Source organism: Rhodococcus sp. KRD175, assembly GCF_017168275.1.
GTDB classification, from domain to species: Bacteria; Actinomycetota; Actinomycetes; order Mycobacteriales; family Mycobacteriaceae; genus Rhodococcoides; species Rhodococcoides fascians.
Map to the genome: position 1 here is coordinate 154,033 of NZ_JABFAQ010000005.1, position 18,657 is coordinate 172,689.

Annotated in this window: 15 protein-coding genes; 6 read left to right on the forward strand and 9 right to left on the reverse strand. The window is 66.2% G+C overall.

Annotated elements, in window-relative coordinates:
• Positions 1-11 precede the first annotated feature (11 nt).
• Positions 12-1,523, forward strand: a complete 1,512-nt coding sequence (locus J1M81_RS08855; protein WP_052061558.1) for a glycoside hydrolase family 57 protein — start codon at positions 12-14, stop codon at positions 1,521-1,523.
• Positions 1,524-2,771, forward strand: a complete 1,248-nt coding sequence (locus J1M81_RS08860; RefSeq protein ID WP_032372654.1) for a glycosyltransferase family 4 protein — start codon at positions 1,524-1,526, stop codon at positions 2,769-2,771.
• 53 nt (positions 2,772-2,824) lie between these two features.
• Here J1M81_RS08860 and J1M81_RS08865 read toward each other — a convergent pair whose 3' ends face one another.
• Positions 2,825-3,586 carry an acyltransferase gene (locus tag J1M81_RS08865; protein ID WP_206497942.1) on the reverse strand — a complete coding sequence of 254 codons (762 nt, stop codon included), beginning with the start codon at positions 3,584-3,586 and terminating at the stop codon, positions 2,825-2,827.
• A gap of 151 nt (positions 3,587-3,737) precedes the next feature.
• Between J1M81_RS08865 and J1M81_RS08870 the strand changes: the two genes are divergently transcribed.
• Complete coding sequence (locus J1M81_RS08870) at positions 3,738-5,066, forward strand: PQQ-binding-like beta-propeller repeat protein (protein WP_052068886.1); 1,329 nt, start codon at positions 3,738-3,740, stop codon at positions 5,064-5,066.
• Here J1M81_RS08870 and J1M81_RS08875 read toward each other — a convergent pair.
• Genes J1M81_RS08875 through J1M81_RS08895 form a run of 5 tightly spaced genes read right to left on the reverse strand, consistent with a single transcriptional unit; the run spans position 5,054 to position 9,884 of the window.
• A complete protein-coding gene (locus J1M81_RS08875; protein WP_206497943.1) occupies positions 5,054-6,226 on the reverse strand; it encodes a class I SAM-dependent methyltransferase in 1,173 nt (390 codons plus the stop codon). The genes J1M81_RS08870 and J1M81_RS08875 overlap by 13 nt on opposite strands.
• Before the next feature lie 54 nt (positions 6,227-6,280).
• Positions 6,281-7,339, reverse strand: coding sequence for a class I SAM-dependent methyltransferase (locus J1M81_RS08880; protein ID WP_032370757.1), 1,059 nt, complete (start codon positions 7,337-7,339; stop codon positions 6,281-6,283).
• A gap of 56 nt (positions 7,340-7,395) precedes the next feature.
• Positions 7,396-8,175, reverse strand: a complete 780-nt coding sequence (locus J1M81_RS08885) for an enoyl-CoA hydratase/isomerase family protein (protein WP_032366354.1) — start codon at positions 8,173-8,175, stop codon at positions 7,396-7,398.
• A 24-nt stretch (positions 8,176-8,199) separates the two neighbouring features.
• Positions 8,200-9,015, reverse strand: a complete 816-nt coding sequence (locus J1M81_RS08890; RefSeq protein WP_032390078.1) for an NUDIX domain-containing protein — start codon at positions 9,013-9,015, stop codon at positions 8,200-8,202.
• Between the two features lie 47 nt (positions 9,016-9,062).
• A complete protein-coding gene (locus tag J1M81_RS08895) occupies positions 9,063-9,884 on the reverse strand; it encodes an ABC transporter ATP-binding protein (protein WP_027496614.1) in 822 nt (273 codons plus the stop codon).
• A gap of 112 nt (positions 9,885-9,996) precedes the next feature.
• Between J1M81_RS08895 and glgX the strand changes: the two genes are divergently transcribed.
• Entirely contained in the window at positions 9,997-12,102 is a 2,106-nt protein-coding gene (glgX, locus tag J1M81_RS08900; RefSeq protein ID WP_308051243.1) for a glycogen debranching protein GlgX, read from the forward strand.
• 665 nt (positions 12,103-12,767) lie between these two features.
• Here glgX and J1M81_RS08905 read toward each other — a convergent pair.
• The 3 genes from J1M81_RS08905 to ctaD all read right to left on the reverse strand — a co-directional run bounded on the left by J1M81_RS08905 (position 12,768) and on the right by ctaD (position 16,741).
• Positions 12,768-13,577 carry an aminoacyl-tRNA hydrolase gene (locus tag J1M81_RS08905; protein ID WP_204879617.1) on the reverse strand — a complete coding sequence of 270 codons (810 nt, stop codon included), beginning with the start codon at positions 13,575-13,577 and terminating at the stop codon, positions 12,768-12,770.
• Positions 13,574-14,800 (reverse strand): phosphoserine phosphatase SerB, encoded by a 1,227-nt coding sequence (gene serB, locus J1M81_RS08910; RefSeq protein WP_027496610.1) that lies wholly within the window; start codon positions 14,798-14,800, stop codon positions 13,574-13,576. The genes J1M81_RS08905 and serB overlap by 4 nt, the downstream gene beginning before the upstream one ends.
• A gap of 150 nt (positions 14,801-14,950) precedes the next feature.
• A complete protein-coding gene (gene ctaD / locus J1M81_RS08915) occupies positions 14,951-16,741 on the reverse strand; it encodes a cytochrome c oxidase subunit I (RefSeq protein ID WP_027496609.1) in 1,791 nt (596 codons plus the stop codon).
• Positions 16,742-17,114: 373 nt separating this feature from the next.
• Here ctaD and J1M81_RS08920 point away from each other — a divergent pair, with 373 nt between their 5' ends.
• Positions 17,115-18,128, forward strand: coding sequence for an iron-siderophore ABC transporter substrate-binding protein (locus J1M81_RS08920; RefSeq protein WP_052061728.1), 1,014 nt, complete (start codon positions 17,115-17,117; stop codon positions 18,126-18,128).
• A 4-nt stretch (positions 18,129-18,132) separates the two neighbouring features.
• A complete protein-coding gene (locus J1M81_RS08925; RefSeq protein ID WP_032401380.1) occupies positions 18,133-18,606 on the forward strand; it encodes an NUDIX domain-containing protein in 474 nt (157 codons plus the stop codon).
• Positions 18,607-18,657: the final 51 nt, after the last annotated feature.

Consider the following 18,657-nt stretch of genomic DNA (forward strand, 5'->3'; position numbering starts at 1 on the left):
CCGTGCCGGGCATGTTCTCCCTCGTGCTGCACTCCCACCTGCCCTGGTTGGCCAATCACGGCAGGTGGCCCGTCGGCGAGGAATGGCTGTACCAGTCCTGGGCCGACTGCTACCTCCCACTGACCGCGGCACTGGAACGGCTGGCCGACGACGGTTACGCCGACGTCCTCTCGCTCGGCGTCACCCCGGTACTCGCGGCCCAGCTCGACGATCCACATTGCCTGGCCGGCATGCACCATTGGCTCGGAAACTGGCAGCTACGCGCGCACGAGGCAACCGACCCCGCGCTCTCGATACGTGAACACCGGGCATCCGCCGCAGCTCTGGACCGCTTCGAGACGCGATGGCGACACGGCGGCTCGGCAGTACTTCGTCCGCTGATCGACACGGGCATCGTCGAACTGCTGGGTGGGCCGCTCGCGCACCCGTTCCAACCGTTGCTCGACGAAAGACTGCGGCGGTTCTCCCTGAGCGAGGGCCTACGCGACGCCGCCGCCCGATGGGGCACCACTCCCCGCGGCATCTGGGCACCGGAATGCGGATTCACCCCCGGTATGGAAACCGAATACGCGGCCGCAGGCGTCTCGCACTTCATGGTCGACGGCCCCGCCATGCGGGGCGACACCTCCCTCGGCCGGCCCGTGTGGGATTCGGACGTCGTCGCGTTCGGGCGCGATCTCCCGGTCAGCTACCGCGTCTGGTCACCGAAGTCCGGCTACCCGGGCCACGGTGCCTACCGGGATTTCCACACCTACGACCACGCGACCGGACTCAAACCGGCCCGGGTGACCGGCCGCACCGTCGACTCGAACGACAAGGCTCCCTACGAACCCGAGCGTGCCACGGCAGCAGTGGATCGTCACGTCGCCGACTTCGTCGACGTGGTGCGTCGGCGCTTGATCTCCGAATCCGAGCGGATCGGCCGCGATGCCGTGGTGGTGGCCGCGTTCGACACCGAACTGTTCGGACACTGGTGGCACGAGGGGCCACAGTGGCTCGAAAAGTTGATGCGCGCCCTGCCCGCCGCGGGAGTCACCGTCGGAACGCTGAACGATGCCCGGGAACGGGGATACGTCGGAGCCCCACTCGAACTGCAGGATTCTTCCTGGGGATCGGGCAAGGACTGGCGCGTGTGGGCGGGCGACGACGTCGCCGACCTGGTGAAGCTCAACGCCGAGGTGTCCCGGACCGCGCTCGATGCCGTCGACGCCTCCCGTGCCGTCCGAAGCCGGGCGGGTGGCCCCGAACTGCGCAATCGAGTCGACGATCAGATTCTGCGTGAGACACTCATGGCCGTGGCCAGCGACTGGGCGTTCATGGTCAGCAAGGACTCCGCGGCCGGATACGCCCGAGAGCGAGCTCACGTCCACGCACATGCGCTACGTGAAATCGCTGCCGCGCAGCAGCACCCGGCCCGAGCCGAAGAATTGGCACGGCAATGGAATCACGCAGACGGACTGTTCGCGGCGCTGGACGCACGCAGACTGCCCGGTGCACGCCGAGAAGGCCCAGGGGGGGCGTAGATGAGAGTTCTGATGGTGTCGTGGGAGTACCCACCCGTCGTGGTCGGCGGGCTGGGTCGCCACGTTCATCACCTGGCGACCGAGCTGGTGCGCTGCGGGCACGAGGTCGTCGTTCTCTCTCGCCGACCCACCGGCACCGACGCGTCCACCCATCCCACCTCCCACCACATCGAGGACGGCGTACTGGTGGTCGCCGTCGCCGAGGATCCGGCGCACTTCGTGTTCGGAGAGGACATGCTCGCGTGGACTCTGGCGATGGGGCACGCCATGGTGCGGGCAGGGGTCGCCCTCGGTAAACCCGGCCTCGGCGACGGCTGGCAGCCCGATGTCGTCCACGCCCACGACTGGCTGGTCGCGCACCCGGCCATCGCTCTGGCGGAGTTCTACGACGTGCCGCTGGTCTCGACCATCCATGCCACCGAGGCCGGACGCCACAGCGGCTGGATCTCGGGCACCGTCAACCGCCAGGTCCATTCGATCGAATGGTGGCTCGCGAACGATTCCGACGCGATCATCGCGTGCTCGGCGTCGATGAAGGACGAGGTCACAGCCCTGTTCGACGTCGCCGAGTCGACGGTCTCGGTCATTCACAACGGCATCGACGGATCCGCGTGGAGTTTCCGACGCCGACAGCCCCGCTCCGAGCCCGCGAAATTGCTGTTCGTCGGTCGTCTGGAATACGAGAAGGGCATCCAGGACGCCATAGCCGCTCTGCCACGCGTCAGACGAAGTCACCCCGGCACCACGCTGCACATCGCCGGCGAAGGCACTCAGTTCGGGTGGCTGGCAGGTCTGGCACGCACCCACCGCGTCGCCAGGTCGGTGTCGTTCCTCGGCAACCTGAACCACTCCGATCTGCTCGGATGGCTGCACGGCGCCGACGCCATCGTCCTTCCCAGCCGGTACGAACCCTTCGGCATCATCGCCCTCGAGGCCGCGGCAGCAGGCATTCCGTTGGTGGCATCGACGGCCGGCGGACTCGGCGAGGCGATCGTCGACGGCGTCACCGGGCTGTCCTTTCCGCCGGGTGATGTGGCCGCGCTGACGGCGGCGGTGCGGCGGGTGTTGGACAACGCCGATGCGGCGCAGGAGAGAGCCGTCGCCGCTCGGGAACGTCTCACCGTCGACTTCGACTGGAAGCACGTCGCGGAGTCGACGGCTCGGGTGTACCTCGAAGCCAAGCGCAAGGTTCGCCATCCGCTGGGTCGCCCGCACATCGTCGAACGCGCCCTGCCCGATCGCAGCTGACCCCATGTGAGCGGAACCTCGTAGTCCACTACGAGGTTCCACTCACATGGGTCTCAGCTCTCCCGCGCCACCTCGGCCTGACCGAGAGCCTTCTTGCGCGCGATGTCTTCCAGCGCCGCGATGTACTTCGCTCGCTCGGCTGCGCCGGCCTCCCAGGCCGTCTTGCGATTGCGGACGACTTTGGCCGGGGCACCGACGGCGATGCTGTAGTCCGGAATCTCACCCTTGACGACGGCATGGGCACCGAGGACGCAGCCTCGCCCGATTCTGGTTTCCCGCAGGATCGTCACCTTGGCGGCGATCCAGGTGTCGGGTCCGATTCGTACCGGGCCCTTGACGATTCCCTGGTCCTTGATGGGCATGTTCACGTCGTCCATCCGGTGGTCGAAATCGCAGATGTAGCACCAGTCGGCCACGAGCGTCGACGCGCCGATCTCGATGTCGAGGTAGGTGTTGACGACGTTGTCCTTGCCGAACACCACTTTGTCTCCGATGCGGAGCGAACCCTCGTGGCACCGGATGGCATTGCCGTCGCCGATGTGGACCCACCGACCGATCTCGAGGCGAGACAGTTCAGGGGTGGAGTGAATCTCGACGTTCTTGCCGAGGAAGACCATGCCCCGCAGGATCACGTGCGGGTTCGCGAGCTTGAACTTGGCCAGACGGTAGTACCGAACCAGGTACCAGGGGGTGTAGGCCTTGTTGGCGAGCACCCAGTCGAGGGACGCCCGCGTGAGAAACCGCGCCTGCTCGCTGTCGCGTCGTCTCGACCCGCGCCAGCGTGTTCGCAGCGGCGCGTTCCACATACTCGTCATGGACGTTCACCCTAGTTTCTCGCTCGCCCGCTCTCTGCCGGCACCCGTCAGCGGGCTAGTGTTGTCTCTCGACCGATGCCCGGGCATCGGCGCAGCAGGCCGAGTGACCGCCGATCGAAAGGGCACAACGGACATCATGGGGAGTGCTCGAATGCGTGTCGGGTTCGGTGCAGGTTCGACGTCCGGAGCAGGCAAGGGTCTGACTGCAGTGGCTGCGACGGTCCTGTTGACCCTTGCCGGGTGCAGCACGGAACCTGCTGCCATCGAACCGCTCTCGCCCGACTCCTGGCCCGCGGCGCACGCGAACCTCCGCAACAGTGGCTCGACGGACGTATCGGTCGGTGCTCCACTGACGCGGGACTGGACTCGACCCACCGGCGGCACCGTGACGTCACCGGTATCGATCGGCTCGAACGGTCAGATGTTCGTCACTGCCGCAACGGAATCGGGTTGCAATCTGTTCTCGTTCGAGATCGAGTCCGCCCGCAAACGCTGGTGCAACCGGATCGGCCCTTCCGTGGTGACCGCCACCCCCACCGTCGATTCTGCGATCAACGTCTACATCGGCGACGAAGGCGGGCTGAACTCGTACAACGATCACGGGCAATTACGTTGGCGTACACCGGTATACGGTGTTCCGAAATCCGCCCAGTTCTTGGGCGACGGCAGCGTGCTGTCGATCACCCAGATGGGTCAGGTCAGTGTCCTCGATTCCCAGAACGGCCAACTGCGAGTACCCATTCTCGATCTCGTTCCGGCCCCGGACTTCTTGACCGACCCCGATGCGGACTTCGAGCCGATGGACACCGGACTCGCCCAGTGCAGTTCGGGTGAATCCGAATGCGCTGTGCCTGCCGCGCCCGCGGTGGACCGCGCCAGCGACGCCATCTACCTGACCCTGTGGCGACCGGGTTCGATTGCGCCGCAACTCGTCTCGCTGCAGTACTCCCGCGACGGCGCACCTGGACTCGTCGAACGGTGGTCCTCGGACCTCCTCCCTGCCGGCGTCGCATCGAGCCCGGTGCTCTCCGAGGACGGATCGACGGTCTACATCGCCGACGTCGACGGGCGACTGACCGCATTCGACACCTCGGACGGGAAACAGAAGTGGACCGAGGGCACGGGACTCGGAATCGGAGGCAGTCCATCGATCGCCTCGGACGGCACCATCGTCCCGGCCGGCGGCGACGGCACCCTGATGGGACTTCGAGACAACGGCGACTCGGCCGAGCGCGTGTGGGTTCGCGACGACGTCGAACAGGCCGGGGCAGCAGCACAATCCGCGGACGGGCGCGGCCACACCGTCGTTCGCGACGGCGACGGGCTGGCTCTGCTCACGTTCGACGCGGCGACGGGCGACAGCATCGATTCGCAGCCCTTACCCGATGTCGTCGGCACCACCGTGGGCACGTCCGTCGGTCCCGACGGGCAGGTCGTCACGGCGAGCTACCTGGGCGAGATCTTCACCTACACCGGCTGACGGACCGCGCCCGGCTCGCAGACGAACGCCACGGCCGAGCGCTCGATGCGAGTGATGACGACCGACAGCGAGACCCGGCCCCGCAGCTTGAGTTTGGGCCTGAGCAACGCGGGATCCACGTCGACTCCGCGCACCAGGATCTCCACCGCGCCACACCCCAGTCGATTCAGTTGCTGCCGAAGCACTTTCTCCGAGAACTTCGACTGCTCGAGGATTCGGAAACCACGCACTCCGACGGGTACGGCGTCGCCAGTCAGGTACGCGATCCTCTGATCCAATTGCCAGAGGCCGAATTTGGCACCGTAGTGCCGCACCAGTCCGGCCCGCACGACCGCACCGTCCGGATCCACGATGTATTCACCGGGCGGCCGAAGGGGAATCTCGTCCGACTCGGCGTCGGTGATCTCGAGCGCACTTCCGTCGGATCGCAGGACCGCGGCACGTCGCCGAATTCCGCTGTCGCCGAGACCTTCCGACCATAGGCACGCCTCGCGTACTCCCCCGTCGAGGGAGACCACCTCGATCTCACCGGGCCAATCGAGGGCATCGAAATCCAGCCCGGGAGCGCATTTGACGACCAGATCTCGCCCCCGATACGCGTCGAGGAGATCCGGCAACGGAGGTTCGAGCGCTGCGGGATCGTGCCGTCGACGACCACCGACGCGTCGTCCGGGATCGGCCACGATCACGGTCCCCCGTGTCGTCGGGGTCAGTGCGTCGGCGCGCAGCACCGTCGCGGAGGGCACGTTGTGGGCAGCCATGCGCACCCGAATCGGGTCCAGGTCACTTCCCACCGCAAGTTCGGTCGTGTCGACCAACGCCGCCAGCTCGCTGCCGATGGAGCAGGTGACATCGTGCACCCGCCGTCCGGCCAGGCGGTCCGCGCGCCTGCGAGCGACGATCGTCGGCGTCGCCTGCTGCACCGCGTCGTCGGTGACGAGCCAGCCGTCGGACCCCAGCAGCTTCGCCCGCGCTTTCCGCCGCACCGTCACCGTCTCGACGAGGGCCGCAACGTGCTCGGGGTAGCGGGCACGTACCGAGGCGATATCGCGCAGCGAAGTTCGCGCGTCGAGCTCGAGTCGGTCGACTGCACCGAGTGCCTCGGCACCGGCCTCGCTTCGCAGGAAGTCGAGGTCGGTGCCGGTGAAGTCATAGCCCACGGTTGGGACCGATCGATGCAGCGTCGGCCGTACGGCCGACGGTGGTGGAACGAATCAAGCGCGGGGCGCGGGCTTGGTTCCGGTGATCATCACGTTGTAGAACATGCCTCGCGGTACCACGTGCTGCAAGACCTTCTCGTCGACCCAGCTCAGTGTCTTCCACCCGTTGAACGCGAACTTGGCCCAGTTCCAGCCGAGCTTGCCTGCCGGAACGGCAGCCTCGAACGTGCGCACCGGCCACCCGAGCAGAGCGGCAGCGAATTCTTCGGTGTTCGCCTGAACGGCCTCGGCACCTGCCGACAACGCGATGTTCTCGAGGTCGGTCGGATCGAACGTGTGCAGGTCCACGACGGCCTCGAGTGCTGCAGCTCGCGAGGACTCGTCGAGTTCTTCCTGTGGTTTGCGCCAGTCCGCCAGGAACGGCAGCTTGGTGGCACGAGTGGTCGCTTCCCAGGTGATACGGCCCAGCCAGCGAGCGTAGAAGTTGCCCACCGTGGTCGGCTCGCCTGCGAAGACGAAGCGTCCACCCGGCTTGAGAACGCGCAGAACTTCTCGAAGAGACTGCTCGACGTCCGGGATGTGGTGAAGCACGGCGTGACCGACCACCAGATCGAAGGTGTCGTCGTCGTACGGAATCGTTTCTGCGTCGGCCACCCGGCCGTCCACATCGAGTCCGAGGTGCTCGGCGTTGCGCAGCGCGACCTTGACCATTCCGGGTGAGAGGTCGGTGACCGAGCCCTTGTCGGCAATCCCGGCCTGCATCAGGTTGAGCAAGAAGAAACCTGTGCCACAACCCAATTCGAGCGCACGACCGTACGGCAGAGCCGCTCGGGCCGATGCGTCACCGGACACCGCCTGATCGAACCTGCCTCGGGCGTAATCGATGCAGCGCTCGTCGTAGGAGATCGACCACTTGTCGTCGTAGGTCTCGGCTTCCCAGTCGTGGTAGAGCACCTGCGCCAGTTTGGTGTCCGACCGCGCTGCCTCGACCTGCTCGGCCGTGGCGTGCGGATTCGGTGCCGGATCGACCTCGCGGTCTCGCGCCTCGGCCGAGACGAGAGGCGTCACAGAAGCAGTCGGTCGATTCGCACCGTCGTGGGGGCTTGCAGTCATGAGGCGAGCCTACTATCCGGTAGCCATGGAACAAGTTCGTCCACCGACCTCGATGCTCAACGCCCGGTGAAAGCGGCCTTACCCGGTCCGTTCGCGATGAAGGATTCCATCCCGACGGTGCGGTCCTCGGTGGCGAACAGGGCCGCGAACTGCTGTGCCTCGACGCGCAGTCCGTTGGTCAGGTCGACGTCCAACCCCTGATCTATGGACGCCTTGGCCGCAGCCAGAGCGCGTGACGCTCCGGTCGTGAACTGCCCCGCCCATGCGCGTGCCGCGTTGTACACCTCGTCCGGCGCAACCACCTCGTCCACCAAACCGATGCGCAGGGCCTCCTCGGCTCCGACGAAACGGCCGGTGAAGACCATGTCCTTGGCGCGACTGGGCCCGATCAGACGGGCCAGGCGCTGCGTGCCGCCGCCCCCGGGAATGACTCCGAGCAGCACCTCGGGAACGCCGAGCTTGGCATTGTCTCCGGCGATGCGTCGGTCTGCGCCGAGCGCGACCTCGAGTCCACCGCCCAGTGCGTATCCGGTCACTGCGGCCACGACCGGTTTGGGAATCGTGCTGAGCGAGCCGAGGGCGGACTGCAGTTCCGCCGCGATATCGGTCATCTCGACGACGGACATTGCCGCCATTTCCTTGATGTCGGCACCGGCCGCGAACACCTTTTCGCCGCCGTAGACGATGACCGCTCTGACGTCGGAGTTCACGGTGGCTTCGCGTGCCGCAGCCCGGATCTCCTCCTGCACCTGACGATTGAGCGCGTTCATCGGTGGGCGATCCAAGCGAATGGTGCCGATACCGTCGGATACTTCGAGAGTCACGAACTCAGCCATGGCCGAAGGCTACCGCGCCCGAGTTCAGCGATCCGACCAGGGATGGACCGTGCCCGCGTAGTACGCGTCCTCGCCGTCGAACTCCACTCGGACGGTGCCGTTCTCCCGGGTCAGGACGGGCAGGACCGTCGCGATCGTCTGCTCGTGATCGAGAACGTCGGCCACCGTGTCGAATCGGCCGAGCGCATCGAGCTGGCTCCACGTCGGTGGCAGCAGGACGGTGGTCCCCGAACGCCAGTCCGTCAACGCGTCCTCGGCCGAACGCCAGCTCACCGACGCCGCCTCGCTGGTCTCCCCGTCGGCATTCTGCCCCTCGGGGAGCACGGCAACGAAGAACCTCGTGTCGTACCGTCGGGCTTCACCGATCGGGGTGATCCAGTGCGACCACGGCCGCAGCAGATCTGCTCGCAGAACCAGATCGTGGTCGGCGAGAAACTGGGCGAACGACAGCTCCCGGCGTTCCAGTCGACCGCGTTCCGCAGAGAACGGGGCGGTGTCGGCGACCACCGAATCCGCCGTCGGACCGGCCAACAACACGCCACACTCCTCGAACGTCTCGCGTGCCGCTGCGCACACCAGCGCCTGCGCCTTCCCCTCGTCGGTACCGAACCGGTCGGCCCACCACGACGGCGGCGGACCTGCCCACTCGATGTCCGCGGCCGCATCCGACGGATCCACACCGCCACCGGGAAATACCGTCATGCCGCCCGCGAACGCCATCCCGCCGACGCGTTCGAGAAGGAACACCTCGATGCCGGGTTGTGATCGGCCGTCACGGATCAGGATGACGGTCGACGCATCACGTGCTGGAACGGGATCGGCGGCGGTGCTCGAGCTCATCTCCGCAACGTACCGCTGAGCCGGTGCGCCCGAGCACGGGGTCCGCTCTAGCGGCGGTGCGCCCCGGCAGCGCGCGTGCGCCGCGCGAAGTAGCGACCGTCGACGCGATCGAGGGTGATCGACTGGCTGAATGCCTCGGTCAGGTTCTCCGCCGTGATGACGTCGTCGACCAGGCCTTGCGCAACCACGCCGCCCTCCTTGAGGAGCAGTGCGTGGCTGAAGCCGGGCGGGATTTCTTCCACGTGGTGGGTGATCAGCACCGTCGCGGGAGCGTCGGGGTCGGCAGCCAGATCGGCCAACCGGGCTACCAGTTCCTCGCGGCCACCGAGATCGAGGCCGGCAGCGGGCTCGTCCAGCAACAGCAGTTCGGGATCGGTCATCAGGGCACGGGCGATCAGTACACGCTTGCGCTCACCCTCCGACAGGGTGCCGTAGGTCCGCGTCGCCAGATGCTCGGCCCCGAGGCTCTCGAGCATCTCGACGGCCCGTTCGGTGTCGATCGCGTCGTACTTCTCCCGCCAGCGCCCCAGCACGGAGTAGCCGGCGGATACGACCAGATCGGAGACCAGTTCGTCGGCAGGAATTCGGTGCGCCAACGAGGACGACGACAAGCCGATTCGAGGACGCAGTTCCGAGACATCGGTTCTGCCCATCACCTCACCGAGGACGTGAGCGACACCGGACGTGGGATGGATCTCGGCGGCAGCGATACGGAGCAGCGACGTCTTCCCTGCACCGTTGGGCCCGAGTACGACCCACCGTTCGTCCAGTTCCACCTTCCAGGTGACGGGACCCACCAACGTCACGCCACCTCGGCGGACTACGACATCGGTGAAATCTACGAGCAGGTCGGGATCCGGTTCAGACACGGCTCCTATCCTCCCGCACACTCCCCGCGCAGACACGGCAGGATGTGCACGCGTGTCGCCCATTGACGATGTACCTCGCACCTCCCGCCGTCCTGTCGACGGGGTCACTCGCGTGAACCCGCCCGGGCAGCCGTTCCCCCTGGGTGCCACTGCGCACCCCACTGGTACGCAATTCGCAGTCCACGCTCCCGGTGCGGATGGCGTCGAGGTATGTCTGATCGACCCGGACGGCGGCGAGCGGCGCATGGAGTTGACCAACCGGACCTTCGGCATCAGGCATGCCTTCGTCCCCGACGTCGGGCCAGGCGTGCGGTACGGCTTTCGCGCGCACGGCACCTGGGATCCCCACTCGGGCCGACGATTCAACGGGGCCAAGATCCTGCTCGACCCGTCCGCCCGCCAGGTGTCCGGTGACTTCGGGGATCCCGCGGCCCTGTTGGCCTACGAGGACGACCCGTTCGGAGCCCCCAGCAGTCGCGATTCCCTCGGCCACCTCCCGCTCGGCGTCGTCCGCGGACCGTCGGACAACGGCGACCGACCGGTGAGGCCTGCCGTTCCCTGGGACAGAACCGTGCTCTACGAATTGCACGTCGGGTCGTTCACCGCGCGCCACAACGGCGTACCCGAACACCTTCGTGGCACCTACCTCGGGCTCGCGCAACCGGCCGTACTCGAACACCTGGCTCGAACGGGCATCACGTCGGTCGAATTGCTGCCGGTCCACACCACGTTCACCGAACCCGGGGTACGCGCTCGAGGGATGCGAAACCATTGGGGCTACTCCACGGGCGCGTATTTCGCTCCCGATCCGCGTTTCGCCGCCGTACGAGGCAACGAAGTGGACGAGTTCCGGACGATGGTCGACGCCTTGCACAGCGCAGGGATCGAAGTGATTCTCGACGTGGTTTACAACCACACGTGCGAATCCGCGGTCGACGGGCCGTCGATCAGTTGGCGGGGTCTCGACGCGCCGGGGTACTACCTGCTCGACGGTCGCGGATCCGACGTCGACCTGACCGGTTGCGGCAACACACTCGATTCGGCGTCTCCCGCCGTGGTCCGCATGGTGTGCGACAGCCTGCGGTACTGGGTGCAGGACATGGGCGTGGACGGATTCCGATTCGACCTGGCCAGTACGCTCGGCCGACCGGGCGGTTGGCGATTCGATTCTCGTGCACCGCTGTTGACGGCGATCGGTACCGATCCGGTGCTGTCGGGCGTCAAGTTGATCGCCGAACCCTGGGATGCGACCGGTGCCGGATATCAGGTGGGCAACTTCGGGGTCATGTGGTCCGAGTGGAACGACCGCTACCGAGATACCGTGCGAGGATTCTGGGCAGGCCATCACGGAGTGCGCGAATTGGCTTCCCGCCTGGCCGGTTCCGAGGACCTCTATGCCGGCAGCGGTCGACTGCCGTGGGCGTCGATCAATTTCGTCACCGCACACGACGGATTCACCGCACACGACCTGGTCTCGTACGAACGAAAGCACAACGAAGCCAACGGCGAAGAGAACAGAGACGGCACCGACAACAACTCCTCGGTCAACTACGGCGTCGAGGGTCCGACCGACGATCCCTCCGTCCTCGACGACCGTGGGCGACACGTCCGTGCTCTGCTTGCCACCCTGACGCTGTCGACCGGAACACCGATGCTGCTCGCAGGTGACGAACTCGGCCACAGCCAGGGCGGCAACAACAACGCGTACTGCGTATCTCACGATGCACCGGCATCCGACGCCTGGGCAGTCGACTGGGACAGCGCGGATCAGAACCTGATTCGATTCGTGGCGCGCCTGCTGCGCGTACGTGCGAGCGCCCCGACACTGCGTCAGCAGGAGTTCTTCACCGGCCGGGCGACGCCGACCGGTCGACCGGACCTCGTCTGGTTCGATTCCGCCGGAATCGAATTCGATCACGACAGATGGAACGACGATTCGGTGCGCACGATCTCCGCCTGGGTCGACGGGTCCGACGTGCGTTCCTACGCCTCCGACGGCGGGCAGGTGGACGACGCGAGTTCGTTGCTGATCTTGCATTCCGGCGGTTCCGCCGAAATCACGCTGGCATGCCCCAGTTGGTCGTCGTCTCGATTCGTGCCCGTCCTCGATTCCTCTCGCGTGGACGGCGTCCCACCCGATACCACTGCACTCGAGGCAGGTTCGAAGATTTCGGTGACCGGCTCCACCGTTCTCGTGTTCCGCAGCGCCGGTAGGTGAGTCATGAACAGCTGCACGAGCGGTCCTACCCCGAGCGCGTAGAGCACCGTACCCACACCGAGAGTTCCGCCGAGCAGCCAGCCGGTGAGTACCACTGTCAGTTCGATTCCCGTGCGAGTGAGGCGAATCGACCATCCGGTGCGCGCCACCAACCCGGTCATCAAACCGTCTCGGGGGCCCGGGCCCATTCCCGCACCGATGTAGAGCGCCGTGGCGAAGGCATTGACGACGATGCCCGACACCATTGCCAGTGTCCGAACGATCGGCCCGTCCAGATGGGGCAGAATCGCCGACGTCGTATCCACGGCGACAGCGATGACGATCACGTTGCTCACGGTCCCCAAACCCGGACGCTGCCGCAGCGGTATCCACATCAGGAGCACCGCCACGCCGGTGATGGCAGTGATGGTTCCGAAGCTGAGCGACAGGTGCCGCGACAGACCTTGGTGGAACACATCCCAGGGGTTGACGCCGAGCCCACCGGCGATCATCAGCGACATGGACGCGCCGTACAGCCACAGCCCGACGTAGAGCGCCGTCAGGCGAGACGGGAGACGACGGCCGGCGACGAGTGGCGGTGAGAAAGGCATGGTTTCAGTGTCCGGCCGCTGGATACCTCGTTCGATAGCCAGTTATGCGACAGTGGACCCCCGACCGATGCTGTGTTATGTCCGGACAGCGATCACGGTCGTCGAACCGGGAGCCACTTCGGTGAAACCAGCATCTCGAACTGCGACGGCGCGACCCGCGCGGACCTCGTCCAGCGCGTGAGTCCACTGCTCCGGATCCGCCGATCGAACCGAACAGGCGAAACCGGAATCGGCCCAGGCTCGACAGTCGTCGAGGCTCATCGCACCGGCCAGCAACATCGACGCATGACCCACCTGCGCCGCGGCCTTGCCCACCGTCATCGACAGGGACGCGTCGATCCACAGCACCGGACCGGCGCTCGGCGGTGATTCTTCTTCGGCCGGCACGTCGGTGCCGCCGATCTGAAGACGCTTGATGCGCGGATCCAGATCGCCGACGCGGCCCGGCACGAAAGCACGGGCCGAAGCGTTCCCGACCTCGACCGTGACACCCGGAACTTCCTGCGCCGCAGTCCATTGCGCGCCGCGGGCACGGCGGGCCACCTTCCTGATCCGCGCCGAGGTCCACGCAACGAAAGGCTCGTGCCACGAGGCGTCGACACCGACCCGTGGGTCGAGGCACAGTGCCACGACGGCGCGGGCGGCGGCTTCGAGTAGGTCGTTGCGCACCGGCGGATCGGCCTTGGGTATGTGCAGCACCATGGGCATCGCCAGAACCTCCGACGGGTCCTCGGGATCGTCGGCACCGCCGTAGCCGCGGGCCAATTCGGCGTGACGCGAGGCGAACGTGTTGGCGTCCGAGAACTGCTCGGGTTCAGCCGTATCGGACGTCGACCCGGCACGGTCCCGATCGACGGAGTCGCCGACGGCGGGGGCGTCGGTCATGGGATCGGGACGCGGCGGACTCCCCCGTCGACGGCATCCGCGGCTTCGATCTCGTTTCGGGTGACCCCGAGAATGAACAGGACGGCGTCCAAGTACGGGTGTGAGATCGCAGTATCGGCGATCTCGCGTAGCGCGGGCTTGGCGTTGAACGCAACGCCGAGCCCGGCCGCGGTGAGCATGTCGATGTCGTTGGCACCGTCGCCGACCGCGACCGTCTGCTCCATCGGCACTCCGGCTTGGGCGGCGAACTCCCGCAGTGCGGTCGCCTTCGCAGCACGGTCGACGACGTCGCCGATGACGCGACCGGTCAACTTCCCGTCGACGATCTCGAGTGTGTTGGCCTTCACATAGTCGAGTTCGAGTTCGTGAGCCAATCCCTCGATCACCTGGCGGAACCCACCCGATACGACACCGCAGGCGAATCCAAGACGCCGAAGCGTCCGAATGGTCGTTCGAGCCCCTGCCGTCAGCTCCAAGCTGTCGGCGACGTCGTCGATGACGGATGCGTCGAGGCCGGCCAGCGCGGCGACACGCTGTTCCAACGACTCGGCGAAGTCGATCTCCCCCCGCATCGCCGCCTCGGTGACGGCACGTACCTCGTCTTCGCGCCCGGCCCGGGCGGCAAGCATCTCGATGACCTCGCCCTGGACCAACGTCGAGTCCACGTCGAACACGATGAGTCGTTTCGACCTCCGTGCGATGCCGGCTCGTTCCACCGCGATGTCGACGCCGATTCCCGCTGCGATCGCGGCGAGGCCGGTGCGTAGCTGGAGGTCTGCCTCAGGCGAGGTGTCGGTGGCGGTGACTTGAAGTTCGAGGCCCGTCACCGGGTAGTCCGCGATCCCACGGATGGAATCGATGTTGGTCCCCTGCCGGGCCAATTCTCTCGAGATGGTGCTGAACGCTCGAGCAGTGACCGGACGGCCGAGCACGACGACGACATGCGTGGCCAACGTGCGTCCACCGTTCTGTGCCGCGTCGATCTCGACATCGACATGGACGCCCACGGTGGCCATCGCGTCTTCGAGTTCTTCCTGGAGCGCCTCGGGATCGCGTGGACAGGTCAGCAACACACCGAGGGTCAGCCTGTTGCGGATGACCACCTGCTCCACGTCGAGCAGGCTGACGTCGTGCCGTGACAGGGCCGCGAACAGCACCGATGTGACACCTGGCTTGTCGGGTCCCGTCACCGTTACCAACACCGCAGTGTCGCTCGATCTCACCGAATCTCCCTTTCGCACTGTCCCCCCATTACTGGTGTGCCCTGCTCGTGTCCCGCGACTGCCGCCGAACGGGCCGGGACGCGCAGGAAAGATTGTCGCAAGCGAAGAGCCCCGCCCGGTAGCCGGGAGGGGCTCTCGCTGTGCTGTGGACTACCGGGGATCCGGGTCGCCCGAACCTTCGTGATCGCTGGTAGCGATCGGAGCCCGGCGGGCTTGTTCGAGTACCGCGGTGGTCTTGCCACCGTGAGCACCCGGACCGACGTGCGCTTCGGACCGCATCCGCTCGACCATGTGCGGGTAGTGCAGCTCGAACGCCGGTCGTTCGGAACGGATCCGGGGCAGCTCGGTGAAGTTGTGCCTCGGGGGCGGGCACGAGGTGGCCCACTCCAGCGAGTTTCCGTAACCCCAAGGATCGTCGACGGTGACGACCTCACCGTATCGGTACGACTTGAACACGTTCCAGACGAACGGCAGCGTGGAGGCACCGAGGATGAAAGCACCGATGGTCGAGATGATGTTCAGTTCGGTGAACCCGTCGGACGGCAGGTAGTCGGCGTAGCGACGCGGCATGCCTTCGTTACCGAGCCAGTGCTGCACCAGGAATGTGGCATGGAATCCGAAGAACGTCAGCCAGAAGTGCCACTTGCCCAGAGCCTCGTCCATCATCCGGCCCGTCATCTTCGGGAACCAGAAGTAGATGCCTGCGTACGTCGCGAACACCACGGTGCCGAACACCACGTAGTGGAAGTGGGCGACGACGAAGTACGTGTCGGTGACCTGGAAGTCGATGGGAGGCGAAGCCAGCAGCACACCGGTCAGCCCGCCGAACACGAACGTGATCAGGAAGCCGATCGAGAACAGCATCGGCGTTTCCAGCGTGACCTGTCCGCGCCACATCGTGCCGACCCAGTTGAAGATCTTCACACCGGTCGGAACAGCGATGAGGAATGTCATGAACGAGAAGAACGGCAGCAGTACCGCGCCGGTGGCGTACATGTGGTGGGCCCACACGGCGATCGACAGTGCGGCGATGGCGATCGTCGCGTAGATCAGACCCGAGTAACCGAAGATCGGCTTGCGGGAGAACACCGGGAACACCTCGGACACGATTCCGAAGAACGGCAACGCGATGATGTAGACCTCGGGGTGCCCGAAGAACCAGAACAGGTGCTGCCACAGCAGCACTCCGCCCGTTGCCGGGTCGAAGAGATGCGCGCCCAGGTGGCGGTCGGCGGCAAGGCCGAGCAGTGCGGCGGTCAGCAGCGGGAACGCCAGCAGGATCAGAATCGACGTGACCAGGATGTTCCAGGTGAAGATGGGCATCCGGAACATCGTCATACCGGGGGCGCGGAGGCAAATCACCGTGGTGATCATGTTGACGCCACCGAGGATGGTTCCCAGACCGGCGACGGCGAGGCCCATGATCCACAGGTCGGCACCGACACCGGGCGAGTGCAGAGCAGAGGTGAGCGGCGTGTACGCCGTCCATCCGAAGTCGGCTGCGCCGCCCGGGGTGATGAAGCCGGCCGTGGTGATCAGCGCACCGAACAGGTACAGCCAGTAGGAGAACGCGTTGAGACGCGGGAACGCCACGTCCGGCGCGCCGATCTGCAGCGGAAGAATGTAGTTGGCGAAGCCGAACACGATCGGCGTTGCGTACAGCAGCAACATGATGGTGCCGTGCATCGTGAACAGCTGGTTGTACTGCTCGTTGGACAGGAACTGCATCCCCGGCACGGCCAACTCGGCGCGCATCAACAGCGCCATCAGTCCACCGACGAGGAAGAAGGCGAACGACGTCGCGATGTACATGATCCCGAGAACCTTGGGATCGGTTGTGGTCACCGCCTTGTGGATGAACGAACCCTTCGGTCCCATCCGCGGCGGGAAAGGCCGAGCAGCATCCACCGCGGGAGCGGGCCTAGGCGCTAGGGCAGTCACAGATCCTCCTGATTGCGCGTCCGACCCCGAATCACGAGGCGACGTCACTAGTCGTGCGCTACTCGAATCGTAGACCGTCGGACCGACGCTTGCCGAACCGGTCCTACCGTGTGTCGTATTGGATTCGATCGAACCATGGTTCGGGGTGCGATCTGCCTGCGCCGTCGGCCTTTACGAGCCCGCCGGCACACCCCGGAACACCGTGCGAACAGATGGCCGAGAAGGGTCCGCGGCAGTGCTCTGCGCGAGGCGATTTCCGTTACTGTGTGAGACCACCCGACCCGCAGAAAGAAGTTCCGCGTTGCCACTTCGACCACGACTCCCCCGCCGGTTCGCGCCACACACCACGGGCACGGCGGCCGCTGTCTGTCTGATGGCAGCCGTGGCGTTGACCGGATGCTCCGACTCCGCGACCGAGGACGACGCATCCACCATCGTTCGCAGTACGACGAACATTGCCGGAGCGGGGGTGGTCGGTAACAACCGGGACACCGTCGGACTGTGTCCCGCACTTGCCCCACTCGACCCGACGGGAGTCGAGGGCGATACGCGCCCCGTCGGGCACGCCGAGGGAATCAGTGCCATCCCGGCCGATCCACAGCGCATCGTCGTCCTCGACGCTGCAGGCCTCGACGCCAGCTGCGCGGTCGGGATCTGGGAACGCGTCGTAGGCGCGGCCACGCTCGACCCCGACTTCCGGGGAGACGGAGACCAACCGCTGTACCTGGGCACCGGCCTGGCGTCGGTTCCGTCGGTCGGCCCGGTCGGTGCCCCCGACCTCGATGCGATCGCCGCCCTCGACCCGGACCTGATCCTGGGGGCCGATTCTCTCGGATCCGATACCTACGATTCGCTGACTGCCATCGCGCCGACCGTGTTCACCGCGACCGGACAGGGATGGAAAGACACTTTTCTGCAGTCCGCAGCCGCCTTGGGTCGAGGCCAGGCAGGATTCGAACAGCTCGCGTCGTTCTCCGCGGATGCCGAACGCGTCGGGCGTGAGATCGATGCAACCCAGACGCAGGCGTCGGTCGTCCGATTCGATGCCGACTCCGTCGAGGTCGACGGCCAGGATTCCTTCGCGGGCCAGGTGCTCGCCGAGGTCGGCGTTGCACGGCCACAGAATCAGCGTGACACCGGTTTCTCGGTCGAGCCCGGCAACCTGGAGCCCGTCGAGGGCGACATCGTCTACGTGCGATTCGCGGGTCCGGACGGCGAGACCTTCGGCCGTGAGGTGATGGACGGCGACGCGTGGCACGCTCTCGGCTCGGTCACCGACGGGCGGGTGTTCGTGGTGAACGACACGGTCTGGTCGGGCAGCGGGGTCGTCGCGGCGCGGGCCGTTCTGGCCGACCTGTCCGCTTCTCTGAACGGTTACGTGTCCTGACGCGATGCCTATACCGGACTTCGTTCAGGCGCTGCGCAGCGTCGTCGGCACGTCTCCGCTGTGGCTGTCCGGCGTCAGCGCAGTCGTTCTCGACGACCATCGGCGCGTGCTGCTGACTCTGCGGGCAGACAACAACACCTGGGCGGTGGTGTCCGGAATCCTCGAGCCCGGCGAGGAACCTGCACCCGCCGCGCTGCGTGAGATCGGTGAGGAGACCGGTGTGGACGCCACGATCGTGCGCCTGACGAGCGTCGACGTGACGGAGCCCATCACGTACCCCAACGGCGACGTCGCGCAGTATCTGGACATCACGTTCCTGGCTCGCTACACCGGCGGCACTCCTCATGTCGCCGACGACGAGAACCTCGACGTGGCCTGGTTCGAGCTCGATGGCCTACCCGAAAACCTGACGGCCACATCACGATTGCGGATCGAGAAGGCCATCGCCGACGACCCGTCGGCGTGGTTCCGACGCTGACTCCCCCACCATCCCGAGACCGCAGCTCCGTCGAATCGTCCCCCACTCGGT

Coding starts and splice junctions, on each gene's coding strand:
- J1M81_RS08920 (WP_052061728.1), top strand. CDS start 17,115: ATGGCAGCCGTGGCGTTGACCGGATGCTCCGACTCCGCGACCGAGGAC.
- J1M81_RS08865 (WP_206497942.1), bottom strand. CDS start 3,586: ATGACGAGTATGTGGAACGCGCCGCTGCGAACACGCTGGCGCGGGTCG.
- J1M81_RS08890 (WP_032390078.1), bottom strand. CDS start 9,015: ATGAGCTCGAGCACCGCCGCCGATCCCGTTCCAGCACGTGATGCGTCG.
- J1M81_RS08870 (WP_052068886.1), top strand. CDS start 3,738: ATGCGTGTCGGGTTCGGTGCAGGTTCGACGTCCGGAGCAGGCAAGGGT.
- J1M81_RS08855 (WP_052061558.1), top strand. CDS start 12: ATGTTCTCCCTCGTGCTGCACTCCCACCTGCCCTGGTTGGCCAATCAC.
- J1M81_RS08925 (WP_032401380.1), top strand. CDS start 18,133: ATGCCTATACCGGACTTCGTTCAGGCGCTGCGCAGCGTCGTCGGCACG.
- J1M81_RS08885 (WP_032366354.1), bottom strand. CDS start 8,175: ATGGCTGAGTTCGTGACTCTCGAAGTATCCGACGGTATCGGCACCATT.
- J1M81_RS08880 (WP_032370757.1), bottom strand. CDS start 7,339: ATGACTGCAAGCCCCCACGACGGTGCGAATCGACCGACTGCTTCTGTG.
- J1M81_RS08905 (WP_204879617.1), bottom strand. CDS start 13,577: ATGACCGACGCCCCCGCCGTCGGCGACTCCGTCGATCGGGACCGTGCC.
- J1M81_RS08860 (WP_032372654.1), top strand. CDS start 1,524: ATGAGAGTTCTGATGGTGTCGTGGGAGTACCCACCCGTCGTGGTCGGC.